This is a genomic window from Rudanella lutea DSM 19387, assembly GCF_000383955.1.
GTDB classification, from domain to species: domain Bacteria; phylum Bacteroidota; class Bacteroidia; order Cytophagales; family Spirosomataceae; genus Rudanella; species Rudanella lutea.
The window spans coordinates 4,491,238-4,511,777 of sequence record NZ_KB913013.1 but is presented as its reverse complement, the minus strand read 5'-3'; the positions used below and the strand labels follow the sequence as shown (position 1 = coordinate 4,511,777).

Genomic DNA, 20,540 nt, shown 5'->3' with positions numbered 1-20,540 from the left:
CTGGTTTAATGTTTCACGCAATTTGTTATCTGATAACGAGTGAGCAAAGAACGAACCCTAAACTAATTTAAACTAAGGCCTTACAAGTGGGCAGTCAAGCATTTACTCAGTACTGGACATTTGGACATTAGACGTTAGACCTCCATCTATAAATGGTAGTAAGTCTAACGTGAGTTAAGGACAAAATACGTATCAATCAGCTGTTAAACAGATAGGTGCTAACGCGTTAGCCATTATCCATAATTCACGTTAAATCTAACGTCCAGTGTCTGAAGTCCGAATGTCCAGTACTGAAAAGCGTTTAAGGAGAGAAACTGGCCTTACCAAAACCCGGAGCACCGGTTGCCAAAAACCATTAGCCAATAGTTATCATGAAAAACAAACCAGAGGTTGTTGAAGTCAGCTCCCTCAGCGAACGCGATACGATGGTGTCGATTCTGCTGATTGGGGTGCTGTTCTTCGTATTCGGGTTCGTAACCTGGGTCAACGCCATTCTGATTCCCTACTTCAAAATCGCCTGCGAGCTAACCAATTTCAGTTCGTATCTGGTCACGTTTGCGTTCTATATTTCGTACTTCATCATGTCGGTGCCGTCGTCGTACCTGCTCAAGCGGGTGGGCTTCAAAAAAGGCATGATGGTTGGGTTCTGGGTGATGGCGTTGGGGGCCTTCATTTTTGTACCGGCCGCCCTTACCCGCTCCTACCCGACGTTTTTACTTGGGCTGTTTACGATTGGCGTCGGGCTGGCTATCCTGCAAACAGCGGCCAACCCCTACATCACCGTTCTGGGCCCCAAAGAGCGGGCGGCCCAACGCATCAGCATCATGGGAATCTGCAACAAAGGCGCGGGTATTCTGGCCCCGCTCCTGTTTGCCGCCGTGATTCTGCGGGCTACCGATACCGACCTGTTCAGCCAACTCGCCACCATGCCCGCTTCCGAAAAAGCGGCCGCCCTCGATGAGCTGGTGCGCCGGGTCATTGTCCCCTATTCGGTAATCGGCACCGTACTCATTGGGCTGGGGATTCTGGTGCGGGTGTCGCCCCTGCCCGAAATCAACACTGAGCACGAAACGGCTGATGTAGCCGCGGCCAACGTCGATAAAACCTCTATTTTCCAGTTCCCACACCTGATTCTGGGCGCTCTGGCTATCTTTCTGCACGTGGGCACACAGGTTATCGCCATCGACACGATCATCGGGTACGCCGGTTCGATGGGTATTCCCCTGCTCGACGCCAAGGTGTTGCCCTCGTACACCCTATTTGCCACAATTTGCGGCTACATCATCGGCATCGCCCTCATTCCGAAGGTCATCAGTCAGGTAAACATGTTCCGAATCTGCACGGTGCTGGGGCTGGTGTTTACGCTGCTGATTCTGTTCAGCCGGGGCAACCTCTCGGTGCTGGGCCTACAGGCCGATTTGTCGGTCTGGTTTGTGGTATTACTGGGGCTGGCCAACTCGCTTGTGTGGGCTAGTATCTGGCCGTTGGCTCTCGACGGGCTGGGCCGGTTTACCAAAGTGGGGGCCGCTCTGCTCATCATGGGTCTCAGCGGCAACGCCCTCCTACCGTTGGTGTATGGCCTGCTGGCCGACCAATACGGCCTGCGCGAGGCTTACTGGGTTTTATTTCCCTGTTATCTCTACCTGGCGTACTACGCCTTCCGGGGGCATCGGCTGCGCCGGTGGGGCATGCCGGTTACCGCTAAATCACTCGTTCATGAACAACAGGGAAGCGGCTATGCAACGCCTTAAACTGACCAACGGGCGGGTTGTTACGGCCCAACGGATTATCCCGAACGGGACGGTATTAGTCACCGGCAATCAGATTACCGACGTCTGTGAAGGTCCGCTCAACGTGCCCGACGCGGTCGAGATCGATGTGGCTGGGGCATACATCGCTCCGGGCTTTATCGACATTCACGTGCACGGGGGCGGAGGGCACGACTTTATGGATGGCACCGAAACGGCGTTTCTGCGCATTGCCGAGCTACACGCCCAACACGGCACCACCGCTATGGTGCCCACTACGCTGACGAGTACACAGGATCAGCTACTGCACACACTCGACTGCTACGAACGCGCCCACGGCCAGAACACGCAGGGGGCCGAGTTTCTGGGTATGCACCTGGAAGGGCCGTACTTTGCCCTGAACCAGCGTGGCGCTCAGGACCCACGCTACATTCGCGACCCCGACCCGGCCGAGTACCGGGCCGTACTGGGCTATACCAACGCCGTAACCCGCTGGAGTGCTGCCCCTGAGCGTAAAGGTGCTCTGGCGTTTGGCCGGTACCTGCGCGATAACGGCGTAGTGGCCGCCATTGCCCATACCGATGCCGTGTACGACGAGGTAGTAGCCGCCGTGGAAAATGGCTACAGTTTGGCTACGCACCTTTACAGCGCCATGTCGACGGTGACCCGGCGGCAGGGGTTCCGGTTGGCAGGGGTGGTCGAAAGTGCGTACCTGATCGATGAGCTAGACGTAGAGCTCATTGCCGACGGGGCTCACCTGCCGGGGCCGCTGCTCAAGCTGGCTTACAAGATCAAAGGCCCCGACCGCACGGCCCTCATTACCGATGCCATGCGGGCTGCGGGTATGCCGCCGGGGCCAAGTATCCTGGGCAATCGGGACAATGGACTGCCCGTGATTGTGGAGGATGGTGTTGCTAAAATGCCCAACCGACAGGCGTTTGCGGGTAGTGTGGCTACGGCTGACCGACTGCTGCGGACCATCCGTACCCAAACCGACATTCCGTTGCTCGATGCCGTGCAGATGCTCACAAGTACGCCCGCCCGCATCATGGGCGTGGGCGACCGCAAAGGCTCCCTCACCGCCCGGAAAGACGCCGACCTGGTTGTGTTCGACGACGATTGCCATGTTGCGCTCACGGTGGTCGGCGGCCGGATTGTGTTTCAGCGCGAGCCCGAAGCGGTAATTTAATTGGGAACCTCCCTCCTAACTCAAACCAAAAACGCAATAACCCAAAACACAATGACTCCACAAACCCATACCGACCGGCTGGCCCTGCGCCTGCATCCCAACCGCGCTCAACTGGGCATAAAGGCTGCTTTGGCCGTTGCCGAGCGGATGCGCACTCTCCTCAATGAACAGGATACCGTTGCCATGATTTTTGCCGCGGCTCCCTCGCAGCAGGAATTTCTGGAAAACCTACGCGTACAGCCCGACATCGACTGGGGCCGGGTGCGGGCGTTTCACATGGACGAATACGTGGGTCTGCCCGCCGAGGCTCCGCAGGGGTTTGGCAACTTCCTGCGCGAACGCCTGTTCGATCGGGTGCCCTTTGGTGAGGTGTATTACCTGAACGGCAACGCACCCGATATGGAGGCCGAATGCAACCGGTACGCTATTCTGCTGACCCAGTTTCCGGTCGATATTGTGTGCATGGGCATTGGCGAAAACTGCCATATTGCCTTCAACGACCCGCACGTGGCCCTGTTCGACGATCCGGTGCTGGTGAAAGTGGTTGACCTGGACACGGCCTGTCGGCAACAGCAGGTAAACGACGGTTGCTTTACCCATTTCGACGATGTACCGACCCACGCCCTCACGCTTACCGTACCGGCCCTGATGCAGGCTCCGCACGTATTTTGCATGGTGCCGGGCCACAACAAGGCACAGGCTATTGCGCATACCTTACAATCAGACATTACCGAACTGTACCCGTCGACCATTCTGCGTCGGCACGAAGACGCTACGCTGTTTATCGATGCCGACAGCGCATCGCTCCTGCCCGCACTCGATGAACATTCGGCCCAAGACTCTGTAGCATGATGTTATTCTGGCCTACCCTGAGCGCCACCTTCGCGCTTGCCGCCACCATGTTGACCCCTACTCCCGCTTCGCAACCGCGACCGGCCACCCCGCCGGTTCGGCTGGTTGTACTCGACCCCGGCCATTTTCATGCCGCCCTGGTGCAGAAATCGATGTACCCCACGGTGAGCCCCGAGGTGTCGGTGTTTGCCCCCGCCGGGCCCGATTTACAGGCTTACGAAGACCGAATCCGGCAGTACAACAACCGCGCCGACAACCCGACGCACTGGAAACCGATTGTGTACACCAGCCCCGACTACCTGAACCGGCTCCTGACCGACAAACCGGGTAACGTGGTGGTGCTGTCGGGCAATAACCGGCGGAAAAACGGCTACATTCCGCAACTCGTTGGGGCAGGGATGAACGTTCTGTCCGACAAACCCATGGCGATCGACAAGGCTGATTTTGACCGGCTCAAGGGGGCATTTGCCACGGCCGAGCGCAAAAAGGTGTTGCTGTACGACATCATGACCGAGCGGTACGAGATCACCAACGCCCTGCAACGGGCACTGACACAGGTGCCGGCCGTGTTTGGGCAACTGGAGCGCGGTACCCCCGACAACCCGGCCGTGATTAAAGAAAGTGTGCACCACTTTTTCAAATACGTGTCGGGGCAGCCGCTGGTACGCCCGGCCTGGTTTTTCGATGTCCGTCAGCAGGGCGAAGGGCTGGTTGACGTAACCACTCACCTCGTCGACCTGATTCAGTGGTCGTGTTTCCCGGACGTGAAGCTCAACTATCAGACCGATGTGGCCATGCACAGCGCCCGGCGCTGGCCCACTACGCTCACTCCGGCTCAGTTCAAACAGGTGACCCGGCAAAATACCTACCCCGATTACCTCCAGAACAGTCGGCGCGATAGCCTGCTCGATGTGTACGCCAATGGTGAAATGGTGTATCGACTTAAAGGTATAACGGCCAAAGTGGCGGTCCGCTGGAATTTTGAACCACCCGCAGGCACCGGCGACCTCCACTACTCGCTCATGCGGGGCAGCCGGGCCCACCTGATTATTGAACAGGGAGCCGCTCAGCAGTACAAGCCTGTTTTGTACGTAAAACCCATAGCCGGGCAAGCCGCAGCCGCCTTTGAGAAAACACTCGAAACTGCCCTCGCTACGCTTCGGAAAACATACCCCGGTCTGACGCTTATCCGGCAGGGCGACAAATGGCAGATTGGTATTCCCGAACGTTACGAAGTGGGGCACGAAGCCCATTTCAAACAGGTAGCCGACGCGTATTTTCGGTACCTGAGCGCCGGTAAACTGCCCGCCTGGGAAGTGCCCAACATGCTGGCCAAATACTACACCACCACACAGGCACTGCAAATGGCGTCCAGGTAACAAACCCGCCCCTTTTGTGATGCCAATCGGGTGGCCTATCTTGCAGTCGGCGGGTTTGCGGACAGGCACACCTTTTGCCCCCGCAAACCCGCCCGACCGAAGGGGACGATGTATTGATGAAAAAGAAAGAACTTCAGGGCGTCAAAGAAATAGCGCGTCGGGCCAATGTGGCCATTGCTACCGTCGACCGGGTGATTCATAACCGGGGCGGGGTGTCGGAAAAAACGCGGGAGAAAATCCTCGCCATCATTCAGGAGTTAGACTACCAGCCTAACCTGCTCGCCCGGCGGCTGGCGTCGGGCAAATCGAACCGGCTGGTGGCCCTCATCCCGTCGGCAACACCCGAACTGGATTTCTGGGACGCCCCCCGCCGGGGTATTCAGCGGGCCGATGCCGAGGTACGGGCGTACGGGCTGCGGGTGGATGAGCTTTTTTTCGACCTCAACGATAAGCAGACGTTTGTGGAGCAAACCCGTCTGATTCTGGCCAACCCGCCCGATGGCGTGGTGCTGGCGCCCATGTTTGTGGAAGAAGCGCGCGCGTTTGCCCTGGCGTGTGGGGAAAGGGGTATTCCGTATGTGTTTATCGACTCTAACATCCCCGACCTTGCCAGCCTGTCGTACATTGGCCCGCCCCTGTTTGAGAGTGGGTATCTGGCCGGTCGGCTGAGTACCTACGCCCTGCGGGGCGCGGGCCGGGTGCTGGTGGTCAACCTGGCCGCCGATCTGGAAAGCTTCACCTACCGACGCATCGAAGAGGGCTTCCGGGCGTACCTGACCGAGCATCGACCGGCTTGCCTCGTCGACCGGATCGACCTGCACGAAACGGATCAAACGGCCGTTTCAACCGCCCTTTCGGCTTACCTGACCGCCCACCCCGACCTCGACCTGATTTTTGTGACCAACTCCCGGACGTTTCTGGTGGCCCGGTTCCTCGAATCGAGTTCGTTACCGACCAAACCGATGCTTATTGGGTACGATCTGGTGCAAAAAAACAGCCAATACCTTCAGCAGGGCACCATTGATTTTCTAATTTGCCATCAGCCCGAAGATCAGGGCTACCGGAGCATTATGGCCCTGTACCAGCATCTGGTGTTTCAGACTCCGGTCGAAGCGGTGCACTACATGCCTATTGACATCGTTACCCGCGAGAATAGCCTTTTTTACGAAAACTAAGCCGGTTTAACCCGGTCACGGTGAGGGCCATTGTGGCAAAAAAGCCCAGCAGAGCGGCCGCTTGCCCAAACCCACTGACAACCCGCCAGTCGGGCAGTGCCTGCCAGTCGGCCAACAACCGGAGCCCCAGCGACACGCTGTTGAGCCCGGCCCATGCGTACAGCAACGGGTGATAAAACACCCCACCCTGACCCAGCACACCGGGCAGAATAATGGGCGCGTGAGCAAAAATCATCGAAAACACAAAGCCCAGAAAGAAGCTGTGCAGGGCTGCGTCGTACCAGAAGGCGTTGCGCACGGGCAGCAGGAACAGGAGTCCGCTCAGAAACAGCCAGCCGTAGCCCATCAGCAACCACACTCCGCTGTAGCGGGCCTGCCCCGGTTTCCGCAATGATTTGAGGGCCATATCGAACCGAAGCAGCCAAAGAGCTACGCCCAGCATACCAGCACCCAGCACCGGCTGTCCGGCCCCGTGAAATGGCTGCCCGATGCCCAGCCCCACCAGAGCCAGCAAGGCCCAAAGCAAAGCCCGCTGGCCAGTCGTCAGTGGCAAAAACCGACTCAGTTCGAGTCGTTCGCCCACAATGGTAAACAGCAAAAAGCCTATCCACCAGGGCACGGCCAACGGATAAAAGCCATTCCGAAACAGCAAACTATTGCCTACCGCCAGGCATATGCTGCCCGCCAACAGGAGGTAGTAATAGCTGTGCCGGTGCCGAACCAGAAACAGATAAGTCATCAGCACCATGCTCAACGCACCCGCAACCAATAGCCCCTGCGCCAGTTCGGTGGCCCCCAGCCAGAAAGCAGGCAGGCTGAGCCCGTTGAGCAGTGGAGCCAGCAAGGCCCCGTTTGTTTTGAACACCACAGCCCGTTCGAGCAGAATCAGGGTGGTCAGAAACGAGCCAATCATCAACGCCCCGTGCTGTCCCACAGCCTCGGCCACAGGCATAGGATAGCCCAGCCGAACCAAACCGGTCAGGATGCCCAATACCAGCGCCAGTAGGGCAAACGGCAGCAACGCAATGGGGGGAATACGGGTTGATTCCATACAACAGCACCGAGGCATTGGACAACTGACCTCAGGTACAAAGAAACACCCGCCCCCCCAGCTCCGACCTGACCCAAATCAGACCGGCGCCCTATTTAGGTCAAGCCATTCGGCGGGGCGCTGCGCTATTTTTGTCGGTATATGAACGTAGCCGATACAAATCCCCAAACCGCGCGGACTCAGGAGCAGCGCGGCTGGCAAACCGCCCTACTGTGGTGGGTAGTGGCCGGAGCGCTTGGGGTACTGCTCCGGTATCTGTTGTTGCGACCTTCGGCCACGCTTGTGTACCCGTACTGGCTGCACGCCCATTCGCACGTGGTGTTGCTTGGCTGGGCGTTCAACGCCTTGTTTCTGGCTTTGGTAGCTCAGTTTGTCTCTTCAGCACAACAGAAAGCCTACCGCCCGATCTGGATCGGGTTTCAGGTCGCTATTGTCGGGATGCTGGGGCTGTTTCCGGTGCAGGGCTATGCCGCAGGGTCTATCGTGTTCTCGACGTTACACGTACTGCTGTCGTACTACATGGCCTGGCGACTCCGCACCGACCTCCGACCCGATCGCTCCCTGGCGGCCCGGTTTGTGCGCTGGGGTTTGCTTTTTCTGGTGGTGTCGACGCTGGGGCCGTATGCCCTCGGTATTCTGAAAGCCCGGCACTTGCACGAGACAATCTGGTACAACCTCTCGATCTATTTTTACCTGCACTTTCTGTACAACGGCTGGTTCATATTCGGGTGCCTGGCCTTGCTCATCCGCCCGCTTGAGCGGTGGGGCTGTATGCCTACCGGCCGGGCGGCTAATTGGTTTCTGGCGGTCTGGGTGGCCGCCACCGTGGGGACACTGGCTCTTTCGGCCCTGTGGACTCAACCACCCGCGTGGGTGTGGGGAGTGGGTGGAGTGGCCGGGATAGTGCAGCTTGGGGCCGGTAGCTGGCTCATTTGGCAACTCTGGCAAGGTCGGTCCCGGTTGCAAAGTGAACTTCGCCCCGTGGCTTACCGGCTGGGTCAACTGGCACTGGTGAGTTTCGGGCTCAAGCTTGGGCTACAGGCGTGGTCGGCGAGTGTGTGGGCCACCGAGTGGAGTTACGCCCAACGGCATCTGGTAATTGCGTATCTGCACCTCGTATTTATCGGGGTCATAAGCTTTTTCCTATTGGCGTGGGCCATTCAACGCGGGGTACTACGCCCCTCAGGCCCGGCTCTCGGCCTGATTTTGGTCTTCTTCATCCTAACCGAAGGCGGGCTCGTATTCGAATCAATCCTGCAACGCACCGGCACCTATCTCCCGTATTTTGCCCAGCTGATGCTCTTTTTTTCGGTGGGGCTGTGGATGGGGGTTGTCGGGTTGTGGCGGGCAGCTACGGGCCAAACAAAAGGCGCGACCTCAATGGAAGTCGCGCCTGGTTGATGGTTTTTGGGTTTATCGTTTTGAGTTTATCGTTTATGGGTTGCCGTTGGACCGGCCCGCGTAGAGACGCATACTTGCGTCTCATCATGCGCCAGCCATCATGCGCCAGCCTAACTAAAAACGATAAACCAAAAACCAAAAACTATATACCGCCTTCCTACTTCTGCGGAATCAGTTCGGCCAATTTCTTGCCGAGGTCTTCGCCCCGGATATTCTTGGCCAGAATCTTACCATCGGGGCCAATCAGGAAGTTCTGCGGAATAGCCCGAACGCCGTACATTTTAGCCACCTCGTTTTCCCAGAATTTCAGATCCGATACGTGCGTCCAGGTGAGGTTATCTTTGTAGATGGCCTTCATCCAGGCGTCTTTGGCGTTGGGCCGGTCGAGCGAAACCCCAAGCACCGTAAAGTTCCGGTCTTTGAAGTCATTGTAATTCTTCACCACGTTGGGGTTTTCCATCCGGCAGGGGCCGCACCAGCTCGCCCAGAAGTCAACAAGCACATATTTACCCCGGAAATCGCGGAGCGACACGGCCCGGCCCGACGTATCGGCCTGCGTGAAGTCCATCGCCATTTCGCCGATCGACGTTGCCTTCAGCTTCACCAGCATATCGGCATACTCTTTACCACCTTTGCTGTTTTTCACCGCATCCGACAACCCATCAAACACGGGCTTCACGGTCGTGTATTCGGGTGCATAGCCGCCGTAGTTCTGCAACGCATCCAGACTGATGAGGCTGTTGGGGTTATTCTTGATAAAATCGGCCCAAACCTGCTTTTGCTCGGCCTGAATAGCCTCGTACCGCTTCTCCGACGACTCGTTGAACTCCTTCGACTTACGTTGCTCTGCCGACGCTGACTGGTACTCTTTCATGAACAGCTCCATTTTTTGCGAAGCCGGTTTGAGCGCCATCCGTAGCTTGTTGTTATCCACGTTGAGGGGTGTGCCGGCCACTACGGCATTCTGCATGGAGTCGGGGCTAATTACCGTGATAGTGCCGGGCTCCAGATACACGCCCATCACCGATGCAGGGTTCACCCGGCCCTGTTTCTCAACGGCAAGCGAAGCCTGCATGGGGTTCTCTACAGACCCTTTAAACTCAAACGCGCCCTGCTGAATAAGCGCCGTGTCCATTTTGATGGCCGCCCCGGCCCGATACCGCAAAAAGGCTTTGGTTGCCGATGAATTGCCCAGTTTACCTTTGATGGTGTACGCTCCTCCCTGTGCCCAGAGCATCGAGGGAAGGAGCAGCAAGGCCATGGTAGCCAGCTTTTTCATGTTCGAATGTATTTTGTAGACGATTAAAGGTACTGATTTTGCCGATTGCGTTGCTACAGAATCGGATGAACGGCGGGCGAATGGGTCATTTATCGCGAAAATGAGCCCGTAGCATGGGTTTGCAGATGCCCAAAAGACATATCCGGCCGTTTTGGGTTTATACTTGCACCGAACGACCAAAACAGACAAGCATTCATGGCGTTTTACTCCGACCATCCCGAAGATTTACTCTTCGATGCCGCCCGCCGGGGCGATACAGCCTACCTCCGACAACTGATCGACAATCAAGTTGATATAAACATCCAGAACGGCAAGGGCTTTACCCCCCTGATTGTAGCCGCCTACGACGGCCAGCAGGAAGCTACCCAGCTCCTGCTCGATGCCGGCGCCGACCCTAATATTCAGGATGCAAGCGGCAACACGGCCCTTATGGGTATTTCGTTTAAAGGGCACCCCGAAATTGCCGACCTTCTTATTCAACACGGTGCCGACCTCGATCTGCAAAACGGCAACGGAGGCACAGCGCTGATGTTTGCCACTATGTTTGGGCGTAACAATATGGTGAAATGCCTGCTCGATGCCGGAGCCGACACCAGCCTGCGCGACGCGCGGGGGCTTTCGGCCCGCGATATAGCCATTCAGCAAGGTAACGAAGAAGCCCTTCAGTGGCTGTAACCAGAGCGGGCGGGCCACCTTGTGACCCGCCCGCCGTTGATTATTGCTCACTCTTGCTCCAGTCAAATTGCGGATGCTCCGTGGGCGTTTGTGCCTCTTTCATCAGGGCCAGCAGGGCGGCCACTTTATCGGGTTTACTGGCCGCCAGATTGGTGGTTTCGCCTTCGTCCTGCCCCAGGTCGTAGAGTTCGAGCCGCTCAGGTTCCCCCTTTTTCTTCAGCCGCACCAGTTTCCAGTTATCCTGCAACAACGCCTGCCGCAACTCGCCCTCATCGAACTGCCAGAACAACGATCGGTTGGCCGGGGCCGGCGCCGAACTCATCAGTACCCGACTCATGTCCAACCCATCAATATTACGGGGTGGGGCGGTTCGGGTTAAGGCGCAAATCGTCGGGCTGATGTCCCAATTGGCCCAAACGGCATTGCTCACCTTGCCCGGCCTGACGCGCCCTCCCAAGGCAATCATAGGTACCCGAATACCACCCTCGTATAAATCGCGCTTGATACCGCGCAGCGGGCCGTTGCTGTCGAAAAACTCCGGGTTAGCCCCACCCTCCCGATGCGGACCGTTGTCCGACGTAAAAAACACGTAGGTGTTCTTGTCCATACCGTACTGTTTGAGCAGTTCCAGAAGCTTACCCACATCCTTATCCAGCCGACTCAGCATGGCCGCAAACGTTGCTTTGGGGTTTTGCTGGCTCGAATACGAGGTGCCGGGGCGTTTCACAAACGGCGTTTCGGGAAACGGGCTTCGGCCGTCAGCGGTCAGAATCGGGCGAGCGTCCTCATCGGTCGTTGCCATTTCGGCGTGCACGAGTGTAATAGGCAGGTACAGAAAAAACGGTTGTTTGTCGGCCTGCCGATTCTGCAAAAATTCGAAGGCACGGTCCATAATCACGTCGTGCGTGTACTGGGTTGGCGAAAGCCGTAACACCGACAGTTGTCCATTTCGCACCTGCCAAAGCGAATCGGTATGGTAGTTATGCGCGTGCCGGTGATGCAGGTAGCCCGTAAACTCGTCCCAACCTTTGCGCTGCGGTGCGCCGGAATTATTGTTCAGGCCAAGGCCCCATTTACCAAACATACCGGTTTTATAGCCGTTGGCCTGCAACCGTTGCGCCAACGTAGTATCGGTGTCGCGTAAAGGAATTTCCCCGTTGCCCCGCACGTAGGCGTGCCCCATGTGCTTACCCGTCATGAGCGCACAACGTGAGGGCGCGCACACGGTGCTACCCGCGTAAAACCGGGTAAAGCGGATGCCCTGCCGGGCCATGCGGTCGAGGTTAGGCGTTTTTACTTTTTGTTGTCCGTAACAGCCCAAATCTCCATATCCCAGATCATCAGCCATAATATAGATGATATTGGGCCGCGACTGCTGGGCTACAGTCACGGTGGCGAGGGCAGTAAGCAAAAGGGGCAGCAAGAGCCAGAAAGGCCGGTTTCGGGGGTGCATCACACGTGTCTGATTTTGGGTGTACAGAAGTCGACTTGTACACGTAAGGGGGTTTAAAAGGCGAATTTACCCATACAGCAGACCGAAGTGGCGCACGCGTTGGGTATAATCGAGCGGGTAGGTTCCTTCTGATACATAAGGCCGGTTGAGTGGTCCTTGCTAATCCAACTCCCGGCCGCTATCCCTCGTATGAAACGCATTGCTGCCCTTTTCGGAATCGGGCTTTGCCTGATTCACCTTTCGTTCGCACAAACACCCCAAACAGCGGCCCCGGCGGCCCAAACTGCCGTTCAGCTTACGTGGTGGAACCCCGCTCAGTCGGACATACCCGTGCTGGAAGGCCAGGGCTGGACGGGCAAAGCACTCCTGAGCCCCTACGACCGGCTCCCGGCGGTAGCCCAGAAAGCAGTGCGTCCGGCCGTATGGAACCTGTCGCGCCATGCAACCGGGCTACTCATTCGGTTTCGGGCCAATACAAATCAGATCAGCGTGCGCTACGCCGTCAACGGTAATCTGTCGCTGACGAACATGTCGACGACGGGAGCCAGCGGAGTTGACCTATACGCCCGCAACAGCGATGGCGAATGGCTCTGGTGCAACGGCCGACCGACTTTCGGTGATACCATCCGGTTCACCTATACGGGGCTTCAACCCTCCGAACCCCAACATCAGAAAGGTCGCGAATACCAGCTTTACCTCCCACTGGGCAACTCACTCAAATGGCTCGAAATTGGCGTGCCAACCGGTAGTGCGTTTACTCCGTTACCCGTACGCCCCTACAAACCGATTGTGGTGTACGGCACCTCCATTGCCCACGGGTACTCGGCTTCGCGGGCGGGTATGTCGTGGGTGAATATTCTGGGCCGCAAACTCGATCAGCCCATGATCAATCTGGCGTTTTCGGGGAATGGCCGCATGGAAAAAGAAGTGTACGAACTCCTGCCCGAAATCGACGCCCGCGTGTATGTGCTCGACTGCCTGCCCAATCTCATTTCGTCGACCGGGATTCCGCTCGATACCACCCGCGCCCGCACCCTGCACGCGGTTCGGCTCCTGAAGCAAAAACGACCCAATACCCCCATTCTGCTCGTCGACCATGCGGGCTATACCGATGGCGGCACCAACCCCGGTCGGCGGCAGTTGTACGAGGAGGTCAACAACTTACAGCATCAGATTTTCGCCCAGCTAAAAGCCGAGGGTATTCAGGATTTATATTTGCTTCCCTACTCAGCCCTTAACCTCGACGCCGAATCGATGGTCGATGGAACGCACCCGAGCGATTTTGGCATGCTCCAGTATGCCGAGGCTTACGAGCGGGTGCTGCGGCCCATTCTGAACGAACCGGCGGGCACCCTGTCGACCACCCGCGCCCGCACCCAATCGCGCGATGCAAGCATTTACGACTGGGAGACCCGCCACCGGGCCATACTGGCACGGGTGAAAGCGAAACCACCCCGGATCGTTTTCTTCGGCAACTCAATTACGCACTACTGGGCGGGCGAGCCGCAGGCTCCCATTGCGCGCGGCACCGATTCATGGAACGCCGTGATGGAACCGCTGGGGGTACAAAACATGGGTTTCGGCTGGGACCGGATCGAAAACGTACTCTGGCGCGTGTATCACGGTGAGTTGGATGGCTACACGGCTGAGCAGGTCGTGTTGATGATCGGCACGAATAACATCGGGCTAAACACCAACGACGACATTGTGGCCGGTCTGAAGTTTTTGGGACAGGCCATTAAAGCCCGGCAACCAACGGCTCAGCTCCTGATGATCGGGATTCTGCCCCGCCGAAATGAAGAAAAACGGATTGCCCGACTAAACGAAGACATTGCCCGAATTGCCGGTGAATTGAATGCCACCTTTGCCCAACCCGGCACGGTTTTTCTGGGGTCGGACGGCAAAATAAACGAATCGCTATTTACCGACGGGTTGCACCCAAATGCGCAGGGCTACGGACTTCTGGCCGAGAAAATGCGTCCTTACCTGAAACCAATAGCCCAGCCGGTTGTACAGGAGCAACCCCGCAAAACCCGTAAAAAATAATGGCTGTAGCTCAACTCATCGGGTGAGCGCGTCGTACGTCAGTGAGAGATAATAAAATCCACCCACTGCCGGGCCAGCCAGAAACGAGTAATACGAGCGGTTGAGCAAATTGGTGGCTCCCAGCTTCAGCACAAGCCCTTTGAGCCGCGCGTTGATCTGTGCATCTACGGTGTGAATGGCAGGTACCGTACCCGTTGCCAGTGCCGACTGCCACAGAAAAGCTGTTTGGTACTTGTAGTTCACCGCAAACCCGACCAGCCCTACTTTCGACAGGCTCAGGTTGGTAATCCAGCGGGGCGTGTTGAAACCCTCTTCGAGGCCGTCGCCCTGTTCGGTGCGATTCAGTTGGGCGTAAGCGGCATTGCCCGCTATGGCCCAACCCGTACGGCCACCCGCCAGCGCGTAGCGCACACCGGCACTGCCCCCGTAGGTATGCACTACCGAACGCGAGTTGGTCCAGAGCCGGTAGCGGTCCTGTTTAGTTCGGTCGGCGAGGTAATACGCCACCGAGTCGGGGTTGTTGCCTTTCGGGATATTGGCCTCGACCTGCGCCATGAAGTTGCGGTATCGGGTATAGTACAGATCCACGTCGAGCTGTAAGCGCCCCCCAAACCAAAGCCCTTTGTACCCGCTCTCAATACTATTGACCTGCTCCGGTTTAATGTAGGTGTACGTATTTGGTTTCAGCAACCCTTTGTTACGGTCAATAGCCTGCGCGGTAGTCAGTCCGTTGGTGTTCACGTCGGTATTGATCGCGGCCCCAAACGCATCTATCGACGTTCGGAAGTACGACCGCTCAAACACACCCGCCGAAAGCAATGGCAGCCCGCCCACGCGTTTTACACCACCTGAGTTGACGTTGGAAAACGCTTCGAACAGCGACGGGAACCGGTACCCATTCTGGTACGACAGCCGTACATGATGCCTGTCGTTTGGCGAGAAAACGGCGGCCACCCGAGGGTTCAGCCGGGGCTCAAAATACTTGTTTTTGTCGAGCCTGACGGAGCCCGTCAATTTGAGCCGATTATCGAGAAACAGGCGATTGGCCTGCACAAATCCCCCAATCTTCGAGTACGTCAGATTCTGGCCGGGGGCTTCGGGATTAATGAAATAATTGCCGTCAGGAAACAGAACGAATTGCCGGTACTCCATGCCCACGAGCAAATCGATACCGGTCTGTTTTTGGAAAGCCGCCCACGGGCCGCGCGTGGGTTCAAACTGAGCCTCGGCATGGTACAACCACGACCGCACCCGCAGAGCAGCCCCAATATCCCAGTTATTGATATGTCCCAACGAATCGAGTAAGGCCTCGAATCGTGCCGTTCCGGGCTGCGGTCGACCGGCATCGGCTTGTGCACGAGCCTGTGCCAGCGCAACCGGCAACGACGCTCCCTGCTGTCGACTGGCGGCAAACTGAGCCGAAAACTGTCCGAACCAGGCGTTATCCGACTGGAAAGCCCGGTCGATGTTTTCAGCCATCGACCGAATGTTGTACGAGTTTCCGGTATTCTCACCTGTACGGTACGCCCGAATCTGGAGCGTGGGCGAGGCAAACGTCAGGCTGTGCTGACTCAGTCCGTAATTGTCCAGCCGAAACCGGTTGGTACGCTGATAAACATTATCGAGCAAGGCACCCTGATACGTGTAGCTCAGACTTGTTTGCGGCTTAAACCGGTATTGCACAGTTAGGTCGCCCCGGAGGTGTCGCAACCGATAATCGGTCACTTCGCTTTCGTAATACCCCGTTCGGGCTACTACCACGTTACGACCATCAAGCCGGAGGGTGCGCCGGTTGGGCGATTCGTTGCCGTATGAATTTACAGGATCCTGAGCCGGTTGTTCCGGGCCGGTCAAGCCCAGCGATTGATTGGCACTGGGGTTTAGGTCGGTACGGTTGTTAGCCACCCAATCGTACCCTGTCTGGTACACCAGATTGGCTTTAAAAGCGAGCCGACTTCCCAAAACCTTAGCATACCGAATGCTGCTTTCGCTGTAAAGTTTAGTCCCGACACCCGCGCTACCCACATGGTTTGCGCCTGTTTTCTGGCTTACGGTCAGGCCGGGTGATTCAAATGGATCTTTGGTGATGAGGTTGACAAGGCCATTGAGGGCATTAAGGCCGTACAGAGCCGAAGCGGTTCCGGCCATAATTTCAACCCGACTGATATCGAGGTCCGACGGAGCCAACGCGCCCGCAATGGGTGCCCCAATATGCGGAGCCTGATTATCACGTCCATCAACAAGCTGCACAAACCGCACATTGGTCGTGTTGGCAAACCCGCGGGTGTTGTAAACCTTAAATCCTAAGCTGGGTGTGAGCAACTGAACCCCTTTAAGGTTCTCGATAGCGTCGTAATATGACAGTTGGGCCGATTTGCGAATGGTTCGTTCATCGAGTACCTCTACGCTTACAGGTGAGCGGAGCACATTTTCGGGTACACGCGAGGCCGATACTACCACCTCATTTAGCTGCCGGGTCCGCAGCGAGTCAAGCGCGGGGAGTGTGTCGGAAGGGGCAGCCAGTAAATAGAGGATTGGGCAGAGGGATAACATAACCTGAGCGGCCGGGCAAGGGCAAGGCTCAAGTTAACCCTGAATAGCTGAACTACCAATAAAAAGCCCCGGACGTGATGACCGGGGCTTTTCTATTAATTCAGAAACGAGAGTTTCAAGTCGTTCAGTTGGCTTCGAACCGAGGCATCTACCTGCCGATCGCCGAGTTGGAGAACATACCCGCCAATCAGCTTCGGATTAATTTTCTCGGTCAGTTCAATCAGTTGGCCGCCGGTTGTTTTGGCTACCATCTCTTTAAACTTCGTCCGCAGTTCGTCGGTAAGCGGGGTGGTGGTAATCACCGTAGCCCGCTCAATTCCTTTCATACCGTCGTACAAACGGATAAACTCATCAGCTATATTTTCCAGAATCCCCTCGCGGTTTTTCCGAACAGCAATGTCAATGAAGCTCATTGTCATTGGGTTCAGCTTGTCCTTGAAGATCGTCCGCAGAACAGCGTCTTTCTTGCTCACGCGGATGATCGGGTTCTTCAGCATCAAGGCCAGCGGACGGCTATCGTCCACGGTCTTCTTGAAAAACAGCATATCCTTGTGGATGTCTGCTACAAGGTCTTTCTCCCGTGCCAGATCCAGCAGGGACTTGGCGTATCGGTATGCAACGGTTGCTACTGCCATATCGTTAGCAGTTTTCAGTTTTCGGTTTTCAGTCGACAGTTGTGTTTAGCCGTTGAAGGCATGAGCGAACTGAAAACTGTAAACGCTACACTGTAAACTATTTTAATTGAGCCGTGAGTTTGCTACTAAATCCTGTACCAGTTTCTCCTGTGCTGATTGGTCAGCCAGTTCGCGACGCAGTACTTTCTCGGCAATGTCGAGAGAGAGGGTAACTACCTCTTTCTTCATCGACGTCACCAGCGCCTGACGCTCATTCTGCATCGACTCGCGGGCCTGCTCCAGAATCCGATTGGCTTCAACCTGAGCCTTCTGCTGGGCATCGGCAACCAGACGGTCAGCGGCTTCTTTGGCACCCCGAAGAATGCTTTCGCGCTCCGAACGAGCTTCAGCCAGCAGTTTCTCGTTATCAGCTTTCAAAAGGGCCATTTCCTGACGGGTTTTCTCCGCCAGATCGAGGGCACTCTGAATATTGGTTTCGCGCTCTTTGAGGCTCTGCGTGATTGGCTTCCACGCAAACTTAGACAGGATAAAGAACAGGGCACCGAAGATGACAATCTGCCAAAACAACAGGCCGATATCGGGGGTAAGTAAATCCATTTCCGGACGTTTTTATGTTTTCTGTTTACGGTTTACAGTTGGGGCTGCCTTACAGATAAACCAAAAACTGTAAACAGCAGACTGCAAAGTTCTGAGGAGCATTCTTTTGTTAGGAAGCCCCCGCAGCCGACAACCTCAAACTACGGGGACTTTCCAGAAAACGGGTTGCTTTTCGTGCGCTCTTGCCTAATACGTGAGCGAAAAGCTGCGCTAATGCGCGTGCTGCTGCTCAGCGATTACGCCAGAGCAACCAGCAGACAGATTACGGCAGCGAACAGGGCCACGGCTTCGATAAGAGCCGCGATGATCAACATAGCCGTTTGGATACGACCAGCCGCTTCTGGCTGACGAGCGATACCTTCCATCGCGCTGCCACCGATACGACCGATACCCAGACCAGCACCAATAGCGGCCAGACCAGCACCTACTGCGGCACCCATTACGGCTACGCTACCCGTAGCTTCCAACAAGATTGAGAGCAAAAACGCTAACATCTGATTTTGAATTTATTATGAAAAAAGAAACAAAAGAATGCGAATCTCAACTTACAACGATCAGTGAACAATTGACCATGATCTTGATCCACTTATGCCCACAACGAGCTACCCTAATTACTGTGCTGTTACTCGTTGTTAGCTGTTCACTGACGATTGAATTACCCGATTTCTTCACCAGGACCTTCGTACCCGATGCCGTGATCGGCTTCATGGTGATCTTCAATCGCGCTGCCGATGTACATCGACGTGAGCAGGGTGAAGATAAAGGCTTGCAGGAAGGCAACCAGCAATTCGATCAGGTTCATGAAGATCGTAAACGGAGCCACGATCAAGCTGATCCCCCAACCCGTTGCCGAGCCGCCCAGATTATTGGCAATGAAAATAAGCGAAATCAAGCTCAGGATGATGATGTGACCCGCCGTGATGTTGGCAAACAACCGGACCATCAACGAGAACGGCTTCATGAACACACCCACAATTTCAACCGGGATCATAATGGGCAGCAGAGCCACGGGTACACCCGTTGGCTTTACAAGGTGAGCCCAGTAGTGCTTGTTACCGTTCAGGTTTACCACGAAGAACGTAATAACGGCCAGTACAAGCGTTACGGCGATGTTACCGGTCAGGTTGGCTCCACCCGGCAACAGACCCAGCAGGTTGTTGATCAGGATAAAGAAGAACAACGTCAGTAGGTAGGGCAAATATTTTTCGTAATGATGTCCCAGGTTCGGCTTGGCGATCTCGTCACGAACGAACATCACGATCGGCTCCAGGAACGATTGCAAACCCTTTGGAGCTTTGCCTTTGTTTCTCACGTATCCACCCGCTACCGACCGGAAAATCAGAATCAGCAGAATGGCGCTTAGCATCAACGAAGCTACGTTTTTGGTGATCGAGAAATCGTACACTTTTACGTCTTTGAGCGGCTCGCCCGCTTCGTTTACGCGGTACAGGTGACCGTGCTCCGACTTGTAATTATTATACACCTCACCGTGATTCAGGTGCGACGACGAGAAGACCTCCAGGCCGCGGTCGGCAGTGTACAGAATAACAGGCAGGGGGAGCGTGACACCGTGAGCGAATTCCCAGCCCCGGTCGTCGCGAATGTGGTGCATAATCATTTCGCCCACATTGAATTTTTCTTTTTGCTCCTGGTGTGTCTCCTGACCGTCGAGCGTGTGCTCCTGAGCCGTAGCTAAACCAAACGAGCTCAGAAACAGAGAAGTAACAACGAAAAATCTATTAAATAAGCGACGCATCATATGAAATCAAAGGCGGTCTTTCAAATCGCGTCGCAATTTACGACTCAATCCGTAGATTTCAAAAGCGGTGTAAAATATATATAGTACAAGAAAGTCGAAGATGAAGATGCGCTTGTTCTCAACACCCTGATACACGAAAAAACCCACAAAGGCTACACTCAACACCAGCCGAGCCACCGTAAAACCCATATAAAAAGGAATAAATCGCTCGCCTTTTTCCTGATTTCCAAGTTCTACTAAACGGTGCATTAGAAACGACAAACTGAGGTAAAAGAGCAGAATGACCTTCCAAAGCGGATGAATAAAACGGATATAACCAAACCGTTCAGCTATGAAAAATACAAAAGCCAGAATGAGGGTAAACAGTATTGATCGAAGCATATGGGGGTAAAAACGTAGGAAAGGGAGAAGGTAAAAGGGAGAACGGGATTTTGTACAACCACTCCCTGATACCGCTTTTGCGAGCTATTCTTTAGGTAAGCCTTTAATAAACAAATACAGTGACGCTCCAATGGCCGTCAATGCCAGCACAATGGTCCAGACGGGAAGCCGATTGCCCTGCCATTCGTCGAGTTTCATACCACCCCATACACCCAGGCCAATGGTGCCGAGCATTTGAAACGCAATGCTGCTATACTGCGTGTACGACGTGACCTTGCGGTTGGCCTTGTCGAAGCGGGTTTTGGGATCGGTTGAGCCGGGCTTATTTTCCATGATGAACGGGTACCAACTGGGGGTTTGGTCTCTT

18 protein-coding genes are annotated in these 20,540 nt (G+C 55.7%); 8 read left to right on the top strand and 10 right to left on the bottom strand.

Annotation, left to right across the window (positions count from 1 at the left end; all coding sequences use genetic code 11):
• Positions 1-371 precede the first annotated feature (371 nt).
• The 5 genes from RUDLU_RS0118700 to RUDLU_RS0118680 all read left to right on the top strand — a co-directional run bounded on the left by RUDLU_RS0118700 (position 372) and on the right by RUDLU_RS0118680 (position 6,343).
• Positions 372-1,751, top strand: coding sequence for a sugar MFS transporter (locus RUDLU_RS0118700; RefSeq protein ID WP_019989943.1), 1,380 nt, complete (start codon positions 372-374; stop codon positions 1,749-1,751).
• Complete coding sequence (gene nagA, locus RUDLU_RS0118695) at positions 1,738-2,937, top strand: N-acetylglucosamine-6-phosphate deacetylase (RefSeq protein WP_019989942.1); 1,200 nt, start codon at positions 1,738-1,740, stop codon at positions 2,935-2,937. Before RUDLU_RS0118700 ends, nagA begins: the two co-directional genes overlap by 14 nt.
• Positions 2,938-2,988: 51 nt before the next feature.
• A complete protein-coding gene (locus RUDLU_RS0118690) occupies positions 2,989-3,789 on the top strand; it encodes a glucosamine-6-phosphate deaminase (protein WP_019989941.1) in 801 nt (266 codons plus the stop codon).
• Positions 3,786-5,168 (top strand): putative oxidoreductase C-terminal domain-containing protein, encoded by a 1,383-nt coding sequence (locus RUDLU_RS0118685; RefSeq protein WP_019989940.1) that lies wholly within the window; start codon positions 3,786-3,788, stop codon positions 5,166-5,168. Before RUDLU_RS0118690 ends, RUDLU_RS0118685 begins: the two co-directional genes overlap by 4 nt.
• Positions 5,169-5,242: 74 nt before the next feature.
• Positions 5,243-6,343, top strand: a complete 1,101-nt coding sequence (locus RUDLU_RS0118680) for a LacI family DNA-binding transcriptional regulator (RefSeq protein WP_019989939.1) — start codon at positions 5,243-5,245, stop codon at positions 6,341-6,343.
• On the opposite strand, the gene RUDLU_RS0118675 is transcribed toward RUDLU_RS0118680, so the two are convergent.
• A complete protein-coding gene (locus RUDLU_RS0118675) occupies positions 6,309-7,394 on the bottom strand; it encodes a hypothetical protein (RefSeq protein WP_019989938.1) in 1,086 nt (361 codons plus the stop codon). The two genes, RUDLU_RS0118680 and RUDLU_RS0118675, sit on opposite strands and share 35 nt — an antisense overlap.
• A gap of 141 nt (positions 7,395-7,535) precedes the next feature.
• Between RUDLU_RS0118675 and RUDLU_RS0118670 the strand changes: the two genes are divergently transcribed.
• Positions 7,536-8,795: a hypothetical protein gene (locus tag RUDLU_RS0118670; protein WP_019989937.1), complete on the top strand. Its 1,260-nt coding sequence runs from the start codon at positions 7,536-7,538 to the stop codon at positions 8,793-8,795.
• 157 nt (positions 8,796-8,952) lie between these two features.
• Here the strand turns inward: RUDLU_RS0118670 and RUDLU_RS0118665 are convergent, their stop codons facing one another.
• Positions 8,953-10,074: a TlpA disulfide reductase family protein gene (locus tag RUDLU_RS0118665; RefSeq protein ID WP_019989936.1), complete on the bottom strand. Its 1,122-nt coding sequence runs from the start codon at positions 10,072-10,074 to the stop codon at positions 8,953-8,955.
• Between the two features lie 195 nt (positions 10,075-10,269).
• Between RUDLU_RS0118665 and RUDLU_RS0118660 the strand changes: the two genes are divergently transcribed.
• Positions 10,270-10,749, top strand: coding sequence for an ankyrin repeat domain-containing protein (locus RUDLU_RS0118660; protein ID WP_019989935.1), 480 nt, complete (start codon positions 10,270-10,272; stop codon positions 10,747-10,749).
• A 40-nt stretch (positions 10,750-10,789) separates the two neighbouring features.
• Here RUDLU_RS0118660 and RUDLU_RS0118655 read toward each other — a convergent pair whose 3' ends face one another.
• On the bottom strand, positions 10,790-12,202 hold the full coding sequence (locus tag RUDLU_RS0118655; RefSeq protein WP_019989934.1) for an arylsulfatase: 1,413 nt from the start codon (positions 12,200-12,202) through the stop codon (positions 10,790-10,792).
• A 189-nt stretch (positions 12,203-12,391) separates the two neighbouring features.
• Between RUDLU_RS0118655 and RUDLU_RS0118650 the strand changes: the two genes are divergently transcribed.
• Positions 12,392-14,248, top strand: coding sequence for an SGNH/GDSL hydrolase family protein (locus RUDLU_RS0118650; protein WP_019989933.1), 1,857 nt, complete (start codon positions 12,392-12,394; stop codon positions 14,246-14,248).
• Between the two features lie 15 nt (positions 14,249-14,263).
• Here the strand turns inward: RUDLU_RS0118650 and RUDLU_RS0118645 are convergent, their stop codons facing one another.
• The 7 genes from RUDLU_RS0118645 to RUDLU_RS0118615 all read right to left on the bottom strand — a co-directional run bounded on the left by RUDLU_RS0118645 (position 14,264) and on the right by RUDLU_RS0118615 (position 20,506).
• On the bottom strand, positions 14,264-16,801 hold the full coding sequence (locus RUDLU_RS0118645; RefSeq protein ID WP_019989932.1) for a TonB-dependent receptor plug domain-containing protein: 2,538 nt from the start codon (positions 16,799-16,801) through the stop codon (positions 14,264-14,266).
• Between the two features lie 95 nt (positions 16,802-16,896).
• Positions 16,897-17,436 (bottom strand): ATP synthase F1 subunit delta, encoded by a 540-nt coding sequence (gene atpH / locus RUDLU_RS0118640; RefSeq protein WP_019989931.1) that lies wholly within the window; start codon positions 17,434-17,436, stop codon positions 16,897-16,899.
• A gap of 102 nt (positions 17,437-17,538) precedes the next feature.
• Positions 17,539-18,033 (bottom strand): F0F1 ATP synthase subunit B, encoded by a 495-nt coding sequence (gene atpF, locus RUDLU_RS0118635; RefSeq protein WP_019989930.1) that lies wholly within the window; start codon positions 18,031-18,033, stop codon positions 17,539-17,541.
• A 236-nt stretch (positions 18,034-18,269) separates the two neighbouring features.
• Entirely contained in the window at positions 18,270-18,527 is a 258-nt protein-coding gene (gene atpE / locus RUDLU_RS0118630) for an ATP synthase F0 subunit C (protein ID WP_019989929.1), read from the bottom strand.
• A 161-nt stretch (positions 18,528-18,688) separates the two neighbouring features.
• A complete protein-coding gene (gene atpB, locus RUDLU_RS0118625) occupies positions 18,689-19,792 on the bottom strand; it encodes a F0F1 ATP synthase subunit A (RefSeq protein WP_019989928.1) in 1,104 nt (367 codons plus the stop codon).
• Positions 19,793-19,798: 6 nt separating this feature from the next.
• A complete protein-coding gene (locus RUDLU_RS0118620) occupies positions 19,799-20,173 on the bottom strand; it encodes a hypothetical protein (RefSeq protein WP_019989927.1) in 375 nt (124 codons plus the stop codon).
• A gap of 84 nt (positions 20,174-20,257) precedes the next feature.
• The gene (locus RUDLU_RS0118615; protein WP_019989926.1) at positions 20,258-20,506 is read right to left on the bottom strand and encodes an AtpZ/AtpI family protein; all 249 of its coding nucleotides are present in this window, start codon (positions 20,504-20,506) and stop codon (positions 20,258-20,260) included.
• Between the last annotated feature and the right edge of the window lie 34 nt (positions 20,507-20,540).